We start from the raw sequence: 22,064 nt of genomic DNA on the forward strand, positions 1-22,064 counted from the left end.
CTGTGCCTATTACTAGCTGAAATATGTTTGTTCCTTGCAGGCGTGCTATCGATAGCATACCACAACTGTGCAATGCCCATCGGTGAGCTCATTACAGAAGTGTATGATATTGCCTTTGTTGATTCACAACTCTATGGCATTGAGCGAGTACGAGCTCGATAAAATGCTCGTTGCTGCTGACTTCGCACCACTGAAAGAAGAGAAAGATGTTGCGTTTTATTACGAAAATAACCATTATCTACCCTTCTAGATAGACTAATAGTCATGCTCGGAGCGGTCAAACTGGCGACCAATTCTATCAGATGCTGAGTTTATCAGCACTAAGGGAAATACCGTCATCGGCAACATCGAGTATGATTTCTTAACAGTTTTGCAAAACAAGTCTAATAGCATATATCACATTAAGTGATTACCAAAAACTGAATGTAGATGCGTTTTTGGCGCAGGCGCGAGCCTACTACGACCTCAGCAGCACTCAACTCGGAGATATGCTCAAACAACCTCAGACGGCTCAGTTGTCCCATCCTTTACCAGTATAGCGCGCCAGAGAGATCGATCGCTGGGCAAGTTCAAAAGATTATGAATCTTTGCTTGGACGAAAGCGATCGGTCTGTTATTATGATGAAACCAAAAAGGGCGGGTGGCGAAATTGGTAGACGCATCAGACTCAAAATCTGACACCGAAAGGTATGAGAGTTCGATTCTCTCCCCGCCCACTGCGAGGAAAGCTAGTGATGTCTTAATAAAGCGCTCTGTGCTAAATAGCCAAGCAGCTCCAACTGCATCTCTAATCACTTTATCTCGCACTCGCTGGTGGCTGTCGTTGCTAGCCGAGTATTTTCCAAAATTCAGTTGAAATAACTGATGACCAACCGCACTGTTACTTTCATCTGCTTTTTTATGTAATAAAAACAGAAAAAGATGAGTAATCAGGCAAGTAATATACCTTCTGTGGATTTAGCTATGGTTCCAGGGACAGTGTATATCCAAGATTGTGTCTCAAATCAGTTAAGTAAACTGTATAGTCTTGATTTAGCCACAGGTAAAGCAACATTCATCGGTGAGATCATTACAGAACTGTATGATATTGCCTTTGTTGATTCACAACTCTATGGCATCGATCGAGAAGGCGACACAACGCAGCTCGTAAAAATTGACATCAAAACGGGCGATACGATTGTCATTGGGGATACCGGCTTTGCTACAGCCGGCTTGGCTTATAACGCCCAACGTCAAACCCTTTATGCCAGCACAGCTAAACAACTGATTGCCCTGGATATCAAAACAGGAAAAGGTACACCAGTAGCTACCGTAGCTAATAAAGACTACAACTGTGGCGAAGTTGCCTTTGATAGCAATGGCATAGCATATATCACATTAATTGGCTACGAAAAGAAGAAATTACTTGCTAGCTGCAATCTCGATACTAGCGAAGTTAAAACTATTGGTGATACCGGATTTCCTGGTATTGGCAGTATAGAATTTGTTGGCAATGTCCTTTATGGCGTTACCGGCAGATTTTTTAACTTGGGAAAAGACGGTCAATTAATCCGCATTAATACCCAGACAGGTAAAGGCACATTAGTGGCTCAAACCAAGCCTAGCGGTCGTTGGGCAGGAATTGCGGTTTATCAACCAGCAGCAGAAGCGATCCCAACCATCACTTCAAAACCTAACACTGAAGCTACACCAGCTCCACAAACACCTACTACAACTCCTGAGGAAACTATGCAACTGTTAACCATTGATACCAAAGCAAACTGTTACGTTATCAATACCGATCAGATGAATAACTTGCAACAAAATGTTGCTAAGTCTCTGACATTAGACAAAGGAACTTTTGACATCCAAATTACCAGTGGTAGCTTCAGTTATAGTGCCAACAATACCGTCGGTGAGCCTTTTGTTTTTCTCTGGATTTATGGACTTGATGGCAGTACCTTTATCAACACAAAGACAGGTGTTGAGACAGGTGGAACTTGGGCAACTTTAAACGGCAATAACGACAAATTGCAGTTAGATATCAAAGAAAAAGCTGTAGTCTGTGCTTTATTCTTTGATATCTATAATGGTGATAATCAAGGACAAGTCACTGTTTCAATCACTGGCAATCAACAGAATCCCCGAACTTTAACCGTTGATAGCCAGACAAACTGCTATCCGCTTGATAGAAATACTCTCTCAAATCTTAAAAAAGCCAATGCTAATTCTATCGAGTTAGCCCCAGGAAACTATCGCGTCAAGATTCGGGAAAGCAATGCCACTTATGGAGCAGCAGCAAAAAATTTCCAATTAGAACCTTGGGCGTTACTCTTGATTCAAGGGGGAAAATTTATCTCCAAGTTGACAGGAATTGAAGTTAGCGAAAGTTGGTGTTCCTTAAATGGCTTCAAAGATGACGTTATTTTTGAAGTCAAAGAAAAAACAACCATCTCCGGCTTCTTTTTTGATACATACATAGAAGATAACCAAGGGCAAGTTGTTTTAGAAATCAACAACATCAGTGATGGAGAATTAGACGGAGAAAAGGCACAGCCATCAGAAACACCTGATATCGGCATCAGCGGAGGTAATGTTAATGTATGGGGTGGTCCTTTTATTACCCCTAATGCCCCTACTCCTGAAACCATCAAAATTGGCAGTGGATTTAACTTCAGTTTTGACCAAGCTCAGATGGAAGAAATGTGGCAGGAAATGGCAGCCAAAATCAATACTTCCATCACAGTAACAGGTGACCCGAACGAGAAAAAAGAAGCTTATTGGGACAATTTGGAAAAATGGCTGCTTAAAGGCTATCAAACTCAAGCTAAAGACTTAGGCATGAGGGTAGCACGGCTGGACTTTATGTTTAAGACTCTTACCCAACAAATGGAAGTTAGTTTTAATCAGAATTTCCACAATTGGTCGGGGTACTTCAACAAAAATCTCAACGACTTATTTATTTCCCGAATCCCCCGCATTGTTAGTGAGCAGGTGAATTTAAGAATCTCTGAGCAAACCCAAGAGATTAAAAACTTAGTGCTGCAACAAATGCAAACCGAACTCAATGAGCGTGTTGAGGCTGTCGTTAATCTCAAAGTGGCTAATCAGACTCAAGAAGTTAAGAACCTCGTAGTTCAGCAAATGCAAACTGAACTTGAGCAACGGATTGAGAATGTAGTTAACATCAAAGTTGCCAATCAGTCTACAGAGATTAATACCCAGGTAATTAATCAAATGTCGGCTGATATTGATGAGCGCATTAGTAACTCGGTTAATGTCCAAATCGCCAATCAATCTCAAGAGATCACTAATCAGGTAATTCAGCAACTCCAACATAATATTGATCAGCGTGTTGAGAATGTGGTGAGCATCAAGATTTCCGATCAAACCCAGAATGTGAAGAATCTGGTGATTCAGCAGATGCAAACTTACATCGATCAACGCATCGATAATGTCGTGAACCTGAAAGTGTCTAATCTATCTCAAGATATTAACACTCAAATTGTTCAGCAAATTCAACACGACATGGATCAGCGGATTAATGCGGTAGTTAATCTCAAAATTGCTGACCAAAGCCAAAACATTAAAAATCTGGTCATTCAGCAGATTGAATCTAACATTGATGCTCGCATCAATACGGCTGTTAATCAATCTAGCACGAGCAACGTGCAGTTAGTGACTAATAATATTGTCAACGATCTTGACAATCGCATTAATGTTAGCTTGGATAACAAGATTCTCAACTTCCGTAATGATGTCTCTACTATCGTCAAAAATGAGCTGAACCAAAACTTCACGCAGAACATCAAAAATACGATTTTTGCAGATTTGAAACAGCAACAATTCTACCTGGATATGAACTTGATTAAGTCAGAAGTTGAGAACTTCTACTCTAATCTGGCACAGTTTGAGAATCAGTTCTATTTACGCATTGAACAAGGGGACACTCAACTGTATAACTGGACGCTGGAACAACTTATTGCTCTCCAAGGTTGCTTAACAGATCGTCAGGCTTTAGGGGATATCTTTGAATCTTTCGCCAAGAGACTCAAAGATGAATTAGAGAATGCTGAATGCGTTCGTCCCGATCGTTTTAGTTCTTGGGTAAGAACAGATATGCGGTCACAATTTCAACCTACCCAACCTCCGCAATTACCACAACGTTAATCAGTAGGTAGACATATATCTTGGGTGTCCGAAGAAAGGAACGAAGCCATCCCAAACCGCAAGCGAATTCGTTCCTCTATTCGGACATGAGGGTATTGATTTATGTTCACCGCCCACTGCTAAAAAAGCTTAATAAATCTAGGGTTCCAGGTAGGCCACCGGGAACCCTACTTTATATGGCATGAGGAATCGGGCATCGGGAATTGCGAATTGGTAACTAATGACAACAGTCAACCGTTAACAGTCAACAGTCAACAGTCAATAGATTTTATGGGTGAAATCGCCGCTTTAGGCGCTGCATTTGTCTGGGCTCTATCTTCCACCATCTGGCAGCGAGTGGGACAGCAAATCCCCGCAGTGGTGCTCAACTTGCTCAAAGGCGCGATCGCCCTTTTCATGCTCCTTGCCACTGTACTAATTTTAGGCAAACCCTTACCCGCCATCAACCCTAATATTTTAGCAATGCTGCTGATTAGCGGCGGTCTAGGAATTGGCATCGGAGACACCGCTTTCTTTATCGTATTAAAATATTTAGGCGCGAGGCGAACGCTGCTTTTAGAAACCCTATCTCCCCCTTTAACAGCTTTATTGGGCTTAATATTTTTGCAAGAAAAGTTATCGCCCATTGCTTGTACTGGCATTCTTTTAACAATCTGCGGCGTAGCGTGGGTAATTGCAGAACGAACAGCCGAAACAACCTTATCATCAAAACATCTTTGGCAGGGATTAGGTATTAGTTTATTAGGACAAACAACCCACGCCGTTGGAGCAATTTTATCCCGCGCCGCCTTCACTCAAATAGATATTGATCCTCTGTGGACGGCTGCCTTGCGTTTGAGCGGCGGTATGGCAGTCATGCTGTGTTTTTTTAAGCCAACAAACCTGGAGAGTTTCAAACAATTAAAATCCTCAAAAATATTAGGTGCCATAATTCTGGCAGCTTTTTTAGGAACCTATCTCGGGATTTCCCTGCAACAGACTTCACTGAAATATGCACCCGCAGCAATCGCTCAAACACTCAGTTCTACCAGCCCCCTATTTATACTGCCTTTAGCGGTGCTGGCGGGCGAAAAAGTGAGCATTCGGGCTGTTTTGGGGGTAGTTGGTGCGATCGGTGGGATCGCCTTATTATTGGGTTTGAAGTGATTAGATTTGAGACAGAAGTGTTGCGTGTCGCTAAAAAGTCAAAAAATAGGCTCTTTCTTAGTTGGTGTCCTTAAATATTAGTTTAAGTAGCCAAAAACGGGTCTTCCATACTTAGTATGCTCAAATATAGCAATCCTCGCATCATTTGTGAATTTCTTACTCTCTACCCTCGGGTTCGGGGTGGGTTAGGGTGGGGTAAAAAATTTACGACTCCTGCAAGGATTGCTATATTAGTTTAACTAGCCCAAAACTCAACTACGTCTAAATTGACTGTAAAAACGTATCAATTTAAGTTAAATAATAGTTAAATAATGAGTCAGTTTATTGCCCTTGCCCAAGACCTCGAAACTCTGATAGAATAACAACTCCGACAAGTTAAAATAAAACTATCGGGAGAAATTGAGAAGAAAATTGCAACCGATCGCCAGAACGAAGAGGAAGTGATTTATGCTTCTCATACTGGGGTAAAAAACTTGGCAGAAATCCGTAAGCATTTTGACGTGATCATCCAGTACATCACGCAGGTAACAGCTAATCCGAATACTTGAAGCTGCAAAAGTGCGATCGCCCTTACATCCCAACTTGTCAAAAAGCGCGATTTAAGGGCGATCGGATATAACCATCAACAACACGGCGATGGAGGAAACGGGAGTGCCGTTTCCTGATTTCGGGCTACTCTTACAAATTGCAACTCATATCCCCAGATAATTGACTGAAACGCGCATTTTCCCGATAGTCTACCGGACAATCAATCACGCAAGGGACATCTTGAGCAAGGGCTTCTTTCAGAATCGGAATTAAATCGGTTGCAGCTTCCACTCGATAGCCTTTTAAACCCATACTTTCCGCAAATTTCACAAAATCGGGATTGCCAAATTTGACGAAATCGGAATGACCAAAATAATCTTGCTGCTTCCATTCAATTAACCCGTAGCCGCCATCATTAAAGATCAGCGTCACAAAATTAGTACCGACTCGCAAAGCAGTTTCTAACTCTTGACAGTTCATCATAAAACCGCCGTCGCCGGTGGCTGCTATTACTTTGCGATCGGGATAAACGAGTTTTGCAGCCACCGCACCCGGAATCGCAATTCCCATCGCCGCAAAGCCGTTGGAAATCAAACAGGTATTCGGGCGATCGCAATGATAGTGCCGCGCGATCCACATTTTGTGAGCTCCCACATCAGATATAAGAATATCTTCCGGGCCCAGGACTTGCCGCAAATCGTAAATAAGTTTTTGTGGCTTGATCGGGAAACCGTCGTCGGCTGCATATTGTTCGTACCCAGCGCGAATATCCGCCCGCAATTGCTTAGCAAAAGGATCTACTTTCTCCATGCGATCGGCACGCTGCAAAATTTCATTGAGGGAATCAGAAATATCTCCCACAACTTCTATAAGAGGAATATAACTGCTGTCAATTTCTGCTGGCAAAGATCCAATGTGAATAATCGGAATTTTTCCTTCTGGATTCCACTTCTTCGGGGAATATTCAATCAAATCGTAGCCAACAGCAATCACTAAATCCGTTTCTTCAAAAGCACAACTAATATAATCCCGTTTTTGCAATCCCGTCGTCCACAGTGCCAAAGGATGAGTGTAAGGAATTACACCTTTGCCCATGAAAGTATTAGCTACAGGAATATTCAATCGAGTAGCAAATTGTGTCAAAGCATCGCTGGCGTTAGCGCGGATCGCGCCGTTTCCTACTAAAAGCAGAGGACTTTTTGCCTTGGAAATTGCCACAGCGGCTTTATTCAAGCTTTGGTAAGCGCCAAAAGTTTTTTCGCGGTTGTCTTTGGTGAGCGGAGTTCCTTCAGCCGGCATTGCTGCGATGTTTTCAGGTAAGTCAATGTGAACAGATCCCGGCTTTTCACTTTGAGCTACTTTAAAGGCTTTGCGGACAATTTCTGCCGTCGTGCTGGGGCGAACAATTTGAGCATTCCACTTAGTAACTGGCTCAAACATGGCAACCAAATCTAAATATTGGTGCGATTCTATGTGCATCCTGTCTGTGCCAACTTGTCCGGTAATTGCTATTAAAGGAGCTCCGTCTAAGTTGGCGTCAGCAACTCCTGTCATTAAGTTAGTTGCGCCTGGGCCCAAGGTTGACAAGCAAACGCCGGCTTTGCCGGTGAGACGACCGTAAACGTCGGCCATGAAAGCCGCGCCTTGTTCGTGGCGAGTAGTAATAAATTTAATTGAAGAGTTTCTCAGGGCTTCTAAAATTTCTAAATTTTCTTCTCCCGGAAGTCCGAAGACGTATTCGACGCCTTCATTTTCTAAACATTTTACCAATAGTTGAGCTGTGTTCATTTCCGTTTCTTTCCTCGGTTAATGGGGGTTTTTGGTCTTTTTAAACCGATCGCAAAAATACTAAATGGGAATTTTTAACCGCAGGTAAACGCAGATAAACGCAGACTTATGTAGATTTGTGCGATCGGTTGATAGAGTGGGAGCTTATTTCACCCACACTGTTTTTATGTTAACAAATTCGTGCATTCCTTGGATGCTCAATTCGCGTCCGTAACCGGAGCGTTTGATGCCGCCGAAGGGCAATCTAGGGTCTGATTTTACTAAACCGTTGATGAATACCGCGCCGGCCTCTAGTTCGGAAATAAAGCGATCGCTCTCTGAGTTTACTGTAGTCCAAGCTGACGCACCCAAGCCAAAAGATGTGCTGTTTGCGAGGGCGATCGCCTCATCCATGTCTGCCACTCGGAATACTAAAGCTACGGGCCCGAAAAATTCTTCTTGACGGGCAGAGGCATTCGGCGGAATGTCTGCCAGAATAGTTGGCAAGTAGAAATTGCCGGCATTCTCTGACAATGGGCGGCCACCTGTCAGAAGTTTTGCTCCCGATTGGACGCAAGTTTGCACTTGATTGTCCAAGTCTTTGAGGATTGCGGGAGTAGCTAAAGGGCCGATATCGGTTTCGGGCAACATCGGAGCGCCTACTTTTAATTGCTCGAATTTTTCGACAAATCCTGTGATGAATTCGTCGGCAATCTCTTCTGCTAAAATAAAGCGTTTGGCTGCGATGCAAGATTGACCGTTATTGAGCATCCGGGATGTCACAGCAGTTGATAAAGCTGCTGCTACATCGGCGCTGGACATCACAATAAAGGGGTCGCTTCCTCCCAATTCCAGCACTACTTTTTTCAAATTTTTGCCCGCATTTGCTGCCAAACTTTCACCCGCTGGTTCGCTACCGGTGAGAGTTGCTGCTTTTATACGATCGTCCGCAACGATATCGGCTACTTTGTCGGCGCCGACTAACAAAGTTTGAAAAACTCCCTCGGGAAAGCCAGCAAGCGTAAAAATTTCTTCGATTTTCAAAGCGCACTGAGGCACGTTGGAAGCGTGTTTGAGCAAGCCGACATTGCCCGCCATCAGTGCTGGCGCCGCAAACCGAAAAACTTGCCAAAATGGGAAATTCCAGGGCATAACGGCTAAAATAGGCCCCAGCGGTTGGTAGCGGACAAAGCTGCTGCTAGCGTCAGTGGTTGCCGGTACGTCTGCCATAAATTGAGCGGCATTTTTGGCGTAATACCGACAAACTAAGGCGCATTTTTCCACTTCGCCGATCGCAGATTTGAGCGTTTTGCCCATTTCCAGGGTCATCATTTCAGCGTAAATTTCGCGATCGCGCTCCAAGATGTCTGCAGCTTTCTGCATCCACAGGGCTCTCTGCTCAAACGGCAGTTGGCGGTATTTTTTAAAAGCTTGCTGTGCTAATTCCAGCTTAGCTTCTATTACCTCATCCGCGATCGGCTCGAAAGTTTTCAGCGTTTCTCCCGTTGCCGGGTTGATAGTAGCAATAGCCATGGTTTCATCTCCTGTGTGAAAAACACAAAACTCCCTGCTAGTTTTCAGCCTCGGCAGGGAGTTGTATCAAGGTATTACAAAATAGGAATTTACCGGCCACGTTTTCTTTCAGGTCTTGCCAAGTTGCAAGTACCGCGATTTGTTTAAATTTCTATACTTTTAATTATAGTTCAGAGTCTCGATCGCAAATCTTAAGAAAATTTGTCTTTCTGAAATCACGCACAAATCTCAAGAACAGGCTAGACGGCCTGTTCCACAAAAGTTAAATGTTTTTGTGGGGCGTCCCGCCCGCCCCTGACCGCTTTATTCACCATTAATGGTGCAAGATGGATGAAATATCTTGTCGGGTGTCCCGCCCGCCTTGCATTCTCAAGAACAGACCCGACGGCCTGTTCCATTACACATTTCTCAATTCCTCTCCCTCAAACAGACTGTTCCTGGACGTAATCCTGCACGTAAGACTGATAGTAATACCTGCTGCCTTTATCGTTATTCGCCACCATTCCCAACAGCGGAATTCCGGCCATTTTTAAATCTTCAAAAGCCAACAACAGCGCCTCCCGCTCAGTTTGATGCAGCCCCACTACCAGCATCAATCCGTTAGTGTGAGCCGCCAACAAATTCGCATCCGCCAAACCCAACAGCGGTGCAGTATCGTAAATAACTAAGTCAAAATGACTTGACAAAGCTGCCATTAAATGTGGCATTTTTCGGGAAGAAAGCACCTTTGTGGGATCGAGAGGAACCGGGCCGGAAGTTAACACAAACAAATTTTCATCGCGGGGCGATCGCAAAATCACCTGTTCCACATCCACATCCTCAGCAATCACATTGTGCAAGCCTTGCCAATTCGGTAAACCCAGCATTTCGTGTACCTGCGGGCGCCGCAAATCGGCATCCACTAACAGCACTTGCTGGCCCATTGCAGCAGCCGCCCGCGCCAGATTGACTGCTACAGTAGACTTGCCGTCAGCTACTTGACAAGAAGTAATTACACAAGAATTGATCGGAGTATCAAGGTTGAGTAAGCGAATATTCGCATTGAGCGATCGAAAAGCTTCTTGAAAAGCATCCGTCGGCATCGGCGAAATTGCCACATCCACCGGGCTTGTCTCAGCAGGAGGAAGTCTCAAAATTTTATCGCTAGCAGGAATTACCCCCAACAAAGGCAGGCGAATCGACTGTTTGACATCCTCTGGAGTTTGGAACACCGTTTTATTGTTAAACCGTTCCGCCAACTGCGCCGCCAGCATACCGAACAGCAAACCAGCCAATCCCCCCAAAGCCAAATTCAAAGGCATAATCGGAGCAACAGCCATCAACTCGCCATTTTTGTAGCGCGGAATTTCCGGCTTAGCAATAACTTCCCAAGCCACCTCTTTTTTGCCCACAGATTCAAGCTGCAAAGCTTGCTGTTTTGCCAGCAAACCATTCAGCGTATTGTTAGTTAAATCCAACTCGCGCTGCAAATCGGAATAGCGTCGCAAAATCACCGGTAATCCTTGAGAGTATTGATTCAACTGCTTAGCAGCTTGTTCCAAAACTTGATTCCGCACGCCGAGCACCTGAATTAAATTAGCAGTACCGATAAACTGCTCGATTAACTTAATCCGCACCGGATCTTGAAAAGCCAGCACTTGCGAATTTACCTTAGCCAAATCAGTTCCCAGAACCTGTTGGGCTTCTTTCTTCAATAAAGGAATTAGGTTTTTGCGCTGTTCTCGCAACAATTGCATTTGCGGAGTTTCGTCTGTAAACGTAGCCGAGTTAATCGCAATTTGCCCTTCTAATTGCTGCAATTGAGTCAGCATCGCTTGATAGCGGGGAGCTTGACTCAGAGCCGAGGCCATCAGCGCTTGCTTCTGGTTCAGTCCGAGCTGATTTTGCAGATTGGAATAGAGCAATCTCTGCTGATTGAGCTGCGTTTGCGCGTCCAATCTTTGCGTTTGAAGTTGGCTGATTTGCTGCGCCAGTTGTTGGGTTTGAATTTGCGGGTCGATGAAATTGTACTGCTGCCGCAATTTTTGAATTTCTGTTTGCAGAGCTTGTTGGCGCTTTCGCTGGTTGGGAATTTGCGATTTCACAAAATCCAGAGTCTGACTAATTTGAGTGGTGGTATCTTGCACGCTGTAGTTGCGGTAGCCTAGCGCCACTTTTTCCAAAACAAACTGAATTTTTTTCGGATCGTAATCCCGATATCTCACTTCGATAATTTTGGTATTTTTGAAGCGATTAATTGACAACCTACTTTCCTGAGAAAACGGCAAATTATCTGCTTTTTGGTTCAAGAGGTAGTTGTAATTTATTTCGGGATACTTAGCCTGCAACTGTTTAATAATCGGCGACATTACTTGCGGGCTTTGCAAAACTTGAATTTGGGATTCGTAGTCAAAACCGGCCTTTTCGGTCGTCGCGGGGCCCGCTGGTTGCAGTTTCAGCTCACCGGAGTATATTTTTGCTAAAGTATTTTGCGTAACCGTTGGTTCTACTAATAATTGAAAGCGCCCTTCGTACTCGCTTTTTTGATTCAGTGTCCAGGCGAAAACTCCGGTAGTCACTGCCGCTGCTACGCCGATGACTAAGATGGAGCGACTGCGGCAAACTTCCCAAAAACTTAACTCTTCTGCCTCGGTTGTGTTTCTGCCTAAAAATTGATCTTCTTCATAAAGCCCAGAAGACATTTTTCGCAGATCAGCAGCTTTTTTATGATTAAACAGTGCTACTTGAGATTGTTTCCCTGGTTTCATTTGATTTCTACAACTTATTAGTTTAAACGTCTGTATTGGTGGCGGAGTTTCAGGAAATCGGTTGATCCCTAGATATTTCATTCCCAAACCGCAATTTTTTCTAGAAAGCGGGTTTCTTAGGTGTTAGTGCCAGTCTATTCAAATCACCGAAAAATATCGAACAACCGAAATATTCCTAACAGCGGGCTGAGAGGAGCGAGAGTCCCGCCTACATTATCCGAGAACGTAGCGCGACCCGATCGCCTTACCATAATTACATCATTATTTTGCAGTTTGGGATTAGATTCTTCATTGGCTGTTGCAGAAAAATTAACCTTAACATTTAGCTGGGAAACAGTGCCGTTAGGATTGAGACGAATTAAATCCACCGAATCCATTTGGGCCCGCGCTTTATTAAAACCTCCCGCTGCTACCAGCGCTTGATTTAAAGTAGTGTTTGGCAGCACCGCAATCGCTCCGGGTTTCACGACTTCTCCCACAATGTTCACCTTAATCGTATCCGGTGAAAAATTAGAATTAGCAACTTGTTCGTCTTGGACTGCATCGAGATTTTCGGCTTTGGGAACGATTACCGTATCTCCCTGTTGCAGCGCTAAATCTTGGGATACATCTGCCCCTTCCAAAAGTTGCCACAAATTCACATTAATAATTTGTTCTGTACCCGCCCGTGTCAGGCGGCGAACTTGTATTTGTCTGATATCAGCTACCGGCGTAATGCCGCCCGCCATTTTAATTGCCCTCGTTACAGTTTGCTGCAAAACAGTTTCCCCGCTGTTGGTTTCGCTGGCAGCAAACAAACCAGAATTTTCACCCATTTCATTCTCTTGTACCCTACTTTGAGTCTCTTTTGCCAAAGTATAAGTACCGGGGCGAGTTACTTCCCCCACCACAGCAATATTAATTGGTTGAGTGCTTTGTCCGGTAATGTTAGCTACTGCTAAAGTCGGTGCTTCTTGGCGGTTGAGGCTAGTTACAGTGGGAATAAATATAGTATCGCCGTCGCGCAAAGTCATATCGGCCCGCAAATCGCCGTTTTGCAATAATTCCCACAAATCCACACTAATAATTTGTTCCGGTGCGTTACGTTGGGGGCGCCGGATTTTGATTTGCCGCACGTCTGCTGACTGGGTAATTCCACCGGCCATTCGCAGAGCCCGCGATATCGTTGGCATTTGAGTTCCCATTTGCTCTGCTGTGCCTCCGGGGCCTGCTGCTGAGGATATTGTATAGGCTCCGGGGCGGTTGATTTCGCCCGCGATCGCAATTTGCAAAGGACGCGGTGCCAGCAATTTCAGGGTAATCCAAGGACGTTTGAGGTATTTGCCGTATTTGTCTTTAACAGCATTAGAAGCTTGTTCTAGGGTCATCCCGTACACCGAAACGCTGCCAATTAACGGCAAATTCAGGGAACCGTCTGCCTGTACTTGGTGTTGACCGTTGGGGCCGCTGTATTCCGGGACGTTGAAGATGTCCATTTGAATACGATCGCCCGCTCCCAAAGTGTAAACTTCCGATCGTACACTTGAAGGTGCACTTGCCGGAAATCCCTGAAATCCCGGTGCTACCGGAACCGGTACAGGAACAGGAGAACCCGAAGCGGGAGGAGGAGGAGGAGGAGGAGGCATAAACTGGGCCGCCGCAGGAGATGAACCCACCGCCGCCAGCACTGACACTGTTAAACTTTGGACAATTAAACTTTTTACAGCAGTGCTTGCCCAATCACCAAGCTTGCAGCTTTTGCTGGAAATGTCTCCCTGATCCCCTCTCCTTGCAGCAAAGGGGAGAAATTCTTCCCTTGGACTCTCCGCGAAGGAGAGAGAAGGGTGAGATTTTTTCTCAAGTTGCACCTTGCGCGAATCACTTTTCACCACCATCGCTTTTTGCCCCTATCCTCATCCAACCCCGCCAACATCAAATGTAACCCAACTCTTCTAACTTGCTTAGAACTTTTTTAACACTCTCTTCCACACTTTCTCGCTCTGTGTAACAAATAATCTCAGGATTGAGCGGTTCTTCATAAGGATCGTCAATTCCCGTAAAACCCTTAATTTCTCCTGCTCTGGCCTTAGCGTACAGGCCCTTGACATCGCGACCTTCGCACACTTCTAACGGCGCTGTGATATATACTTCAACAAAATTGGGCTCCATTGCTCTAATTTCGTCGCGAATTGCTCTGTAGGGGCTAATAGCTGCGGTCATTACGGCTACTCCATTGCGGCTCAGCAGGTGAGCGACAAATCCAATCCGCCGAATATTAGTATCTCGGTCTTCTTGGCTAAATCCCAAACCTTTTGACAAGTTGGTGCGAACGACATCTCCATCCAATATTTCAACTTTGCAACCTCTTGCCTTCAATTCGGGTTCGAGAGCTTTGGTGATAGTTGTCTTGCCGGAACCGCTCAGCCCGGTGAACCACAAAATAAAACCTTTTTCCATTTTCAGTTGTTTATTAGTAACTCGGAAACTTTTAAGACGTAAAACTTTATAGATGCTGTTCCCTTTTTTCTATTATCGTTATTCGCGGTGTCAAATTGCCAATATTTGCGCGCACACAATGAGAAATCAAAAGTTGCGATCGCTCCTGCAGTCATTTAGTAACAAAATTGTGCGCTCGCTGCATAATTCCCGATTTATTATTTGTCAAGTCTTTACACACTAAAATTAACTTCGCGATCGCCAACGCCCAACATCTATCCCTAGCGCACTCATCACCTTAATCTAAAATCTAAAATGGTATTGCCCATGTCTTCGGTCTTAAAAGCAGATGTTTTGGTAGTCGGTGGCGGCACCGGCGGCACTGCAGCAGCCGTGCAAGCAGCCCGCCGAGGTGCCAAAACTATTTTAGTAAGCGAATTCCCCTGGCTGGGAGGAATGCTGACTGCAGCAGGCGTTTCTGCCCCCGATGGCAATGAATTAGCAGCTTTTCAAACCGGTTTGTGGGGCGCATTTTTGCGGGAACTCCAGCAGCGACAGCCGGGAGGTTTGGATTGGGGCTGGGTCAGTTTTTTTACTTACGATCCCCGCATTGGTGCTGAAATTTTCGCTGATTGGGTTAAATGTTTGCCGAACTTGCACTGGATTTCTGGAAAAAAAGCTCACGATGTGCTGTATGAAGGAGATCGCATTTCTGGCGTTCGGTTTGCAGATTTTACGGTTTCGGCCAAAATCACTTTAGATGCAACGGAATTGGGAGATTTGCTGGCTTTAGCGGAGGTTGGGCACCGCTGGGGTTGGGAATTCCAAGCCGAGTGGGGAGAACCCAGCGCGCCGGCTGCCTCTAATGCTCTCACAGTGAGCTATTCGGTGCAAGCTCCGACTTGGGTGGCCATCATGCAGGATTTTGGTAAAGGTGCGGCCGGGCCAGAAATTCCCGCGCCGCCTGTTGACAATCCCGATCGATTTCTCGGTGCTTGGGACGGTTACACCCCCGAACAATTTCTCAATTACGGCAGGCTTCCGGGCGGATTGTTGATGATTAATTGGCCGATTCGAGGTAATGATTATGGTGAAGGGGTCGATCGACTCATTAAATCTGAAGCATCTCGACAAGAATTCCTGCAAGAAAGTCTCTGGCATACTCAAAGTTTCGCCCGCTTCATTCAAACGCAACTCGGCCCCCGCTACGGCTTAGCACAGAACATTTTCCCGATTTCCACGATCGAAAATCCACACCATTCTTCCCTTCTTCGTTCCTTTGCCTTACATCCTTACTACCGAGAAAGTCGGCGCTTGCGGGGAGTACAAACAATCAGAGAACAAGATATTTTACCTATTGTCGGTGGAAGAGTCGCGAAGTTGCCGATAAATTCTGAGGGTATTTGTGAAACAATTGCGATCGGCAACTATGCCAATGACCACCACTACCCCAGTGGCGACATTCCCTTGCAGCCCAAATCCATTCGCTGGGGCGGCCGCTGGACGGGAACTCCGTTTACCATTCCTTACAGCGCCCTAATTCCTGCGAGTACAGACGGTTTGCTAGTCTGCGAAAAAAATATTTCCGTCTCTCACCTCGCCAACGGTGCAACTCGCTTGCAACCGACGGTAATGAATATTGGACAGGCGGCGGGGATGGCGGCGGCTTTGTGCGCGGAATCTGGATGTCAGCCGCGGGATTTGCCGGTGAGAGTTTTGCAGGAAGCTTTGCTGCAAGATTCCGAGGCGAGTGCGGCAGTTATTCCTTTATTTAATTTGACACGGGATCGATCGGACTGGCTGGATTGGCAACGCTATTATCTCGATCGACCTGAAGCATATCCCGCCAGCGGCGAATGTCAGGAGTCAGTAGAGAAACAAAGCAGCCAAACAGCAAATACCCACAGCCAATTTTCGGGCATTTTCCGTCGCCTCGGCGAACAAGACTGGACACTAACGCTGACAAGTCCCGCATCTGTAGCCGGTCAAACTTGGCAACTCGTGACTTTGGACTCGGAAACCGACAGATTTTTACAGAGTTGTGAAACCGAAAAGCCTCTGACAGTATGGGGCAGGCTGAATTCCGCAGGTGCTTGGCTGCTGGCGGAATCCGTAGAATTGAAGAGGTCAGGTTTTTTGTAGAGATCCGAAAATTGCACAGATATCTATCCTGATAGATCGGGGCAAGTCCGTATCAGGTAATAGACACTGACACGGATACTACCCATGCAAACCTACACTGCAATTGCTTTACTGAGCCTGTTGGGCATTACCTTGAGTGCCAGCGCCGCTCAAGCTTTTGAATCTCCACTCCCCATGGTCGAAACTGCCACCGCCCAATATATGTTGTCAGCCCAAACTAAACAACAGCGCGATCGCAGTCCTGAGAGGGGCAGCGGACGCAGGAATCTTACTGAGCCTAATGTTTACACTCATCCGCTACAAGATTTCTAATGGCACTGGACGCAAGTGATGACCACAACTGAGTTGCTTCGGGCCGTTCATTCGATCGCTCGATCGGATTTTCTGGGATTCTAGTTTTTCACGTTAAACGACAACTGCACTTTTTGTGGACAGTTCTTTTGTGGACAGTTCTTAGGAGATTCTTTTTTGTGTAAATAATGGTAGCATATAACCCTGCAACCGCCATCTACCTAGAGATATATTCTAGTATGTGGCGGTTTTGTATTGAAAACTATCCAATTAAACAGGAATTACCCACAGGCATGGGCTCATCCGGGTTTTTCAACCGATATCCGTCGCCTTCCACCCCTTATTGTAGTCGATCGAATCGGGTTTCGTCATCCATGACTATTCAAAAATTATCAGCTCGGAGTCGCCTCAGATTCCTGGGAGCGCAACAGTTCCTCAGATTCCTGGGAGCGCAACAGTTATTTACCTTCTCCCCGCCCAAAGTAGGGTTTAATTTTCAACCGCTGCACTATAATTAACTTGCGATAACTAACTTATATATAGGTAAACTGTCAGCGCAGAGGGTGCAGCAATCTACTTAAATTGGCCACCAATAAGAACCACTTATGCGGTGTTGATAGCCTTTAAGCCCATGCCCCTGTTACCTCAGGGAAATTAACTAACCTGAATATTAGGGTAGCTGGCAAGCTTTCCGGCGACAGTCGGCTATGCTTGATTCGGCGCTCTCGCAATAATTTAATGGAGGACGACAAAATGCCTCCTAATTTGGCTATTTCGGGGATAGTGATGAAAAATGACTCTTTGGATCTGGTCAAAAGCCTCAGCCCTAGTGCAATGGATCAGATCATGCTATATCTGGCGTTTAGCGCCATGAGAACCAGTGGGCACAGGCACGGGGCGTTTCTAGACGCGGCTGCAACGGCGGCTAAGTGTGCCATTTATATGACTTATATGGAGCAGGACAACAACCTGCGGATGACTGGGCACTTGCATCACATTGAGCCTAAACGGGTGAAGGTGATTGTTGAGGAAGTCCGGGAAGCTCTGACTCAGGGAAAATTGCTGAAAATGTTGGGTTCCCAAGAACCTAGATATTTGATTCAGTTTCCTTATGTCTGGTTGGAACAGTATGGTTGGATGCCGGGACGCCCTCGCATTCCGGGAAACAATTTGACTGTAGATGAAAAAAAATATCTCGAAAGCAAGATCCCTCCTAATCCGCCTGACGCTCAACTGATCAATTCTTTTCAGTTTATGGAGTTGATCGAGTTTCTGCACAGGCGATCGCAAGAAGATATGTCTCCAGAAAGGCGAATGCCTTTGAGCGAAGCTCTAGCAGAACACATTAAGCGACGCTTGATCTATTCTGGGACAGTAACTCGCATTGATTCTCCTTGGGGAATGCCGTTTTATGCCCTCACCCGCGCTACTTACTCTCCCGCAGAGCAGGAAGAGCGAACATTTACTATGGTGGAGGATACGGCTAGATATTTCCGGCTGATGAAGGATTGGGCGGAAAAACAACCGAGGGTGATGCGAATTATGGAGACTTTGGATATTCCGCCGGAACGCCTCGACCAAGCCCTTGAGGAATTAGATGAAATTATTCGCAATTGGGCCGATCGCTATCACAAGCGGGGTGAACCGACGATGATTTTACAAATGGTTTTTGGGCCGCAAGACGACGCTTAGTTTGATTAACTATTAATCATTAGTCATGAGTTGATTGCTGGTGACTAATGACTAATGATTAATAGCTGATAGCTCGCGAGGCAGAAACCGGGTTTCTCTGGAAAAATACTGCGTTAAGGTCTTGAATTATCGTAACAAAGCCGGTTTCTTGGGTCGCGAATGCGTCCAAGATTAACTAAGCTAAAAAAGCTCTCCAGGTCGCCGCTAAAATAATCGCTGCGATCGCTCCTATGAGCGTATTAAAAAAATTTACCACCTCGTTCGTCAGCCACTCAAACTGTGATTGCACCGTCGCCCCAATGACGCTCTCGATGTTCGTGGCAATAAAAGCTGCTATAACACAAAAAACTATTCCTGTCAAGTCAATTAAACCGACGGCCCAACTCAAAAGTGCGATCAAAATTGAGCCGACAATACCTGCGATCGTTCCTTCCAAACTTACGGCCCCTTCCGTACCCCTAGGTACAGGCTGCAAGCTGGTAATCAAAAAAGTCCGCTTCCCGTAAGCTTTGCCGATTTCGCTGGCGCTGGTATCCGAAAGTTTGGTGCAAAAACTCGCCGCGTAACCCAGCAATAACAGGGAAATAGCATCTTGTGGCACAGACATTTTGCCTGTATCTCCTAAAATAGATAATGCCAAAACTCCCAAAGCGCAAAGAGTGGCGGTTAAAGCCGAACCCCAGACATTTTCTGGACCTCGGGCGCCTGAACGCTTTTCGGCTATGCCTTCGGCTTCTTTTTGGGCTTTGCCGATGCGGGTAACTCCCGATCCGACAAGAAAGTAAAACATCACCACAGCATAGCCTTGCCATCCCAAACAGCCCCAAATGAGGACGCCCAATACCCAGCCGTGAAATTGGCCAGCGGGAGTGAGCAATTTTTTAGGAGCAATGGTGGCGATCGCGAGTAAAACTGTATTTAGGGCGATCGCCATCAACCAAGGATTAGACCAAGATAAATAATTAAAGAACAATTCTGAATTCTGCATTTAGTACCTCCATGAACCAAGTCTTATTTCATCTTGCCTTCCCTGTGACCGATATTGCCCAAACCAAAGCGTTCTACGTAGACGGGCTCGGCTGCGAACTAGGTCGCGAATCGCCTAATTCTGCGATTATGGGTTTGTGCGGTCATCAAATTGTCGCCCACGTCAGCCGCGAACCTTTGACGCCTCAGCGAGGCATCTATCCCCGGCATTTTGGGTTAATTTTTACTTCTGAAGCTGACTGGGAAGCGTTGTTAGAGAAAGCCCAGCAAAACAACTTAAATTTCTATCAAGAACCGAGACGGCGATTTGTCGGTTTGCCTACAGAACACCGTACTTTCTTCTTAGAAGACCCTTTCCACAATATACTTGAGTTCAAGTATTATTGTGAAGCTGAAGCAATTTTTGGTCGCAGCGAATACGCTGAAGTTGGCGATACAGTTTAGTAGTAGCCTATCACGGTGCGTCAGTCGATTTTAGATTTTAGATTTTAAATTTTAGATTGAAGAATTGGCTCCACTGTGATGAAATTCTTGTGGGGAGTAGGGGTTGGGCGTCCCGCCCGCCCCAAAAATACAATTTAGATACGGGACAGCTTATTTTAATAAAAAGTATCTGCTGACGTACACTACAAGTTAATTATTAATTTTCAATGGTTCTGACAGTGCTTCAGCCACAGCTTTTAAACTGCTGGAATGCCTCGCCATCATGGCATGGGCGAAAACCGACAATTTTACTTCTTTTGCAGCAGATATTTGGGAACTAGAAGCAGGTACGATGATGAAATCCCAATCTGTCCAAATCGAAGTAAAATTGAGCTTTTCCAACAAGGCAGCATCTCGATTTAAATCTTCCAAAAAAGCACTGCCAGGACGCATTTGGACGCAGCCTTTTCCCCAGAGAGTGTAAGCCATCCAAGTACCACTGTGAGGAGAAGATATGGCAATAAAGCGCTGCACTCGGTTAATGCCACCTAACCTTTGCAGGTAGTAGCGAGTTACTAAACCGCCCATACTCAATCCTACTATATCTAAATGCTGTGCGGGCGCAAAGGTTTTGTCTATATAATCTGCTATTTGTTGGGCTAATTCGTCTATGCTGGCGTTGCCCCAATGGGGCGAGAGATTGAGGGTATAGACTGACCATCCCAGTTGGGTGAGGTAGGCAGACATTTTGTAAAAAATTCCCGATTTTCGGAAGATTCCGTGAATTAGCAAGACTGGGTTGCGGCTGAAATTGCTATTCATTTTTAAGTGGGAATTTTATTTTCAATAGGTGCTTTGAGCTCTTCAACTATTGCGTTAATACTTAGGGGTTCGGTCACCATTTGGCGGTGCAGCAAAACGTTAACTTTAACTTCTTTACCTACTGGCATTTGGGAGCTGTTCGCCGGTACAATCATCATGTCAAATGGCGTCCACATTGATGTAAAGTTTATGCGTTTGAGCATTGTCACATCTTGATTTAAATCGCGCAGCAAGCCACTATCGGGCCGCATATCCAGGTATCCTGGTAGGCGTAGGGAATAAGCGGTGAGGGTGCCGTGGTGGGGGGAAGATAGGGTGATGAAACGCTGTACGCGGTTGATTCCTCCGAGTCGCTGGACGTAGTAGCGGCTGACGATGCCGCCCATGCTGTAGCCTACTATGTCTAAAGGCTGTTCTGGATCGAAGGTTTCAGAGATGTAGTCTGCGAGTTGCTTTGCCAGTAAGTCAAGGCCGAGGCTGCCATCGTTGGGGGTGAGGTTGAGGCTGTGGACTGACCATCCGAGTTCGGTGAGGCGGGCGGACATTTTGCTGAAAATAATCTTTGTGTCCCAGATGCCGTGTATCAGGATGACGGGATTGCGCTCGAGCGAACTGTTCATTTTGCTGGAAAATTGCTTGGTGATTAAAGCATAAATCACTCCCCTAGGGAGTGTGACCCGTACTAGGACAGCTAGCCAATCGGATCGAGGTACGATCGGCAATTAGTGGGAATCCCTAACAAATTCTGAGATACTTTGTAAATAAGTGCAAAGCACTGTGAGTATTCATACCTAAAATTTGCTTTGATGAGGTAGCTTAGATATAGGCAAATGTAAATTTTGATGAATAAATGTAGACAAAGGTTGCCCTAGCTCGTAATCTAACTTTGTTGACAAGCTTGTACAAATTTCTCTAAAAGAACAAAAGGAGTAAGTCTAATGTTTGGTTTTATCACAAATTTCTTCGGCGGTATTTTCGGCTTTTTCGGCAGACTGTTGGGCTTGAAAAAGTCTGAATATTTCCTAGATTTGGGCGAATCGGGAGCTAAGGAACCAGCAAAAGTTGCGCCTGCGAAGGCTGAGCCTGTTGCGATCGCCCCGGCAAAGGTTGAGCCTGTTAAGTCTGAGAAGTCTGACAAGCCTGAGAAGTCTGAACCAGCTAAAAAAGCTAAGGTAGAGAAAAAGTCTAAGAAAGAAAAGGAACCAGTCGCTAGCGCTCCTGCTAATAATGCGGAACCCGCTAAGATACCTGCTGCTGCTGCAACTAACGGGAAAGTGCCGAGTCAAGCTGAAGCCAATCGCACTTTTGCTCCTAATAATTTAATGCCGACACCAAATGGAAGTCGTCGAACCCCTGGCCCCAGCATGAACAATTTCCGGGAAATGGCCCGTCAGGTGAAAACGAAATAGGAAATTTGGAATT

General features: G+C 45.5%; 15 protein-coding genes and 1 tRNA gene. 8 read left to right on the top strand and 8 right to left on the bottom strand.

Annotation, left to right across the window (positions count from 1 at the left end; translation table 11 throughout):
* The first annotated feature begins 634 nt into the window (after positions 1-634).
* The 3 genes from QUA71_RS23555 to QUA71_RS23565 all read left to right on the top strand — a co-directional run bounded on the left by QUA71_RS23555 (position 635) and on the right by QUA71_RS23565 (position 5,295).
* Positions 635-716: transfer RNA gene (locus QUA71_RS23555), tRNA-Leu, on the top strand.
* A 205-nt stretch (positions 717-921) separates the two neighbouring features.
* Positions 922-4,149, top strand: a complete 3,228-nt coding sequence (locus tag QUA71_RS23560) for a hypothetical protein (protein WP_333288754.1) — start codon at positions 922-924, stop codon at positions 4,147-4,149.
* 270 nt (positions 4,150-4,419) lie between these two features.
* Positions 4,420-5,295, top strand: coding sequence for a DMT family transporter (locus QUA71_RS23565; RefSeq protein WP_333288792.1), 876 nt, complete (start codon positions 4,420-4,422; stop codon positions 5,293-5,295).
* Positions 5,296-5,973: 678 nt separating this feature from the next.
* On the opposite strand, the gene QUA71_RS23570 is transcribed toward QUA71_RS23565, so the two are convergent.
* The 5 genes from QUA71_RS23570 to cysC form a co-directional block, all read right to left on the bottom strand.
* Positions 5,974-7,611 (bottom strand): acetolactate synthase large subunit, encoded by a 1,638-nt coding sequence (locus QUA71_RS23570; RefSeq protein ID WP_190656732.1) that lies wholly within the window; start codon positions 7,609-7,611, stop codon positions 5,974-5,976.
* Between the two features lie 144 nt (positions 7,612-7,755).
* Entirely contained in the window at positions 7,756-9,123 is a 1,368-nt protein-coding gene (locus QUA71_RS23575; RefSeq protein WP_333288756.1) for an NAD-dependent succinate-semialdehyde dehydrogenase, read from the bottom strand.
* 422 nt (positions 9,124-9,545) lie between these two features.
* The gene (locus tag QUA71_RS23580) at positions 9,546-11,870 is read right to left on the bottom strand and encodes a polysaccharide biosynthesis tyrosine autokinase (protein ID WP_333288758.1); all 2,325 of its coding nucleotides are present in this window, start codon (positions 11,868-11,870) and stop codon (positions 9,546-9,548) included.
* 143 nt (positions 11,871-12,013) lie between these two features.
* Positions 12,014-13,744, bottom strand: a complete 1,731-nt coding sequence (locus QUA71_RS23585) for an SLBB domain-containing protein (RefSeq protein WP_333288760.1) — start codon at positions 13,742-13,744, stop codon at positions 12,014-12,016.
* Positions 13,745-13,781: 37 nt separating this feature from the next.
* Entirely contained in the window at positions 13,782-14,312 is a 531-nt protein-coding gene (cysC, locus tag QUA71_RS23590; RefSeq protein ID WP_190656752.1) for an adenylyl-sulfate kinase, read from the bottom strand.
* A 300-nt stretch (positions 14,313-14,612) separates the two neighbouring features.
* On the opposite strand from cysC, the gene QUA71_RS23595 reads away from it, so the two are divergent.
* From QUA71_RS23595 to hetR, 3 genes are all read left to right on the top strand, one after another.
* Positions 14,613-16,427, top strand: coding sequence for an FAD-dependent oxidoreductase (locus tag QUA71_RS23595; protein WP_333288762.1), 1,815 nt, complete (start codon positions 14,613-14,615; stop codon positions 16,425-16,427).
* An 84-nt stretch (positions 16,428-16,511) separates the two neighbouring features.
* The gene (gene patX, locus QUA71_RS23600) at positions 16,512-16,739 is read left to right on the top strand and encodes a heterocyst-inhibiting protein PatX (protein ID WP_333288764.1); all 228 of its coding nucleotides are present in this window, start codon (positions 16,512-16,514) and stop codon (positions 16,737-16,739) included.
* Positions 16,740-17,504: 765 nt separating this feature from the next.
* On the top strand, positions 17,505-18,410 hold the full coding sequence (gene hetR, locus QUA71_RS23605) for a heterocyst differentiation master regulator HetR (RefSeq protein WP_190663691.1): 906 nt from the start codon (positions 17,505-17,507) through the stop codon (positions 18,408-18,410).
* 175 nt (positions 18,411-18,585) lie between these two features.
* On the opposite strand, the gene QUA71_RS23610 is transcribed toward hetR, so the two are convergent.
* Positions 18,586-19,398, bottom strand: coding sequence for a TIGR00297 family protein (locus QUA71_RS23610; RefSeq protein ID WP_333288766.1), 813 nt, complete (start codon positions 19,396-19,398; stop codon positions 18,586-18,588).
* An 11-nt stretch (positions 19,399-19,409) separates the two neighbouring features.
* On the opposite strand from QUA71_RS23610, the gene QUA71_RS23615 reads away from it, so the two are divergent.
* Positions 19,410-19,841 (top strand): VOC family protein, encoded by a 432-nt coding sequence (locus QUA71_RS23615; RefSeq protein WP_006632256.1) that lies wholly within the window; start codon positions 19,410-19,412, stop codon positions 19,839-19,841.
* 189 nt (positions 19,842-20,030) lie between these two features.
* Here QUA71_RS23615 and QUA71_RS23620 read toward each other — a convergent pair whose 3' ends face one another.
* Both QUA71_RS23620 and QUA71_RS23625 read right to left on the bottom strand, forming a co-directional pair.
* Positions 20,031-20,642 (bottom strand): alpha/beta fold hydrolase, encoded by a 612-nt coding sequence (locus QUA71_RS23620; protein ID WP_190663645.1) that lies wholly within the window; start codon positions 20,640-20,642, stop codon positions 20,031-20,033.
* A gap of 2 nt (positions 20,643-20,644) precedes the next feature.
* Positions 20,645-21,262: a triacylglycerol lipase gene (locus QUA71_RS23625; protein ID WP_333288769.1), complete on the bottom strand. Its 618-nt coding sequence runs from the start codon at positions 21,260-21,262 to the stop codon at positions 20,645-20,647.
* Positions 21,263-21,580: 318 nt separating this feature from the next.
* Here QUA71_RS23625 and QUA71_RS23630 point away from each other — a divergent pair, with 318 nt between their 5' ends.
* Positions 21,581-22,051: a hypothetical protein gene (locus tag QUA71_RS23630; protein WP_333288771.1), complete on the top strand. Its 471-nt coding sequence runs from the start codon at positions 21,581-21,583 to the stop codon at positions 22,049-22,051.
* Positions 22,052-22,064: the final 13 nt, after the last annotated feature.

Origin of the sequence: Microcoleus sp. MON1_C5 (genome assembly GCF_036701875.1) — a bacterium.
Lineage (GTDB): Bacteria > Cyanobacteriota > Cyanobacteriia > Cyanobacteriales > Microcoleaceae > Microcoleus.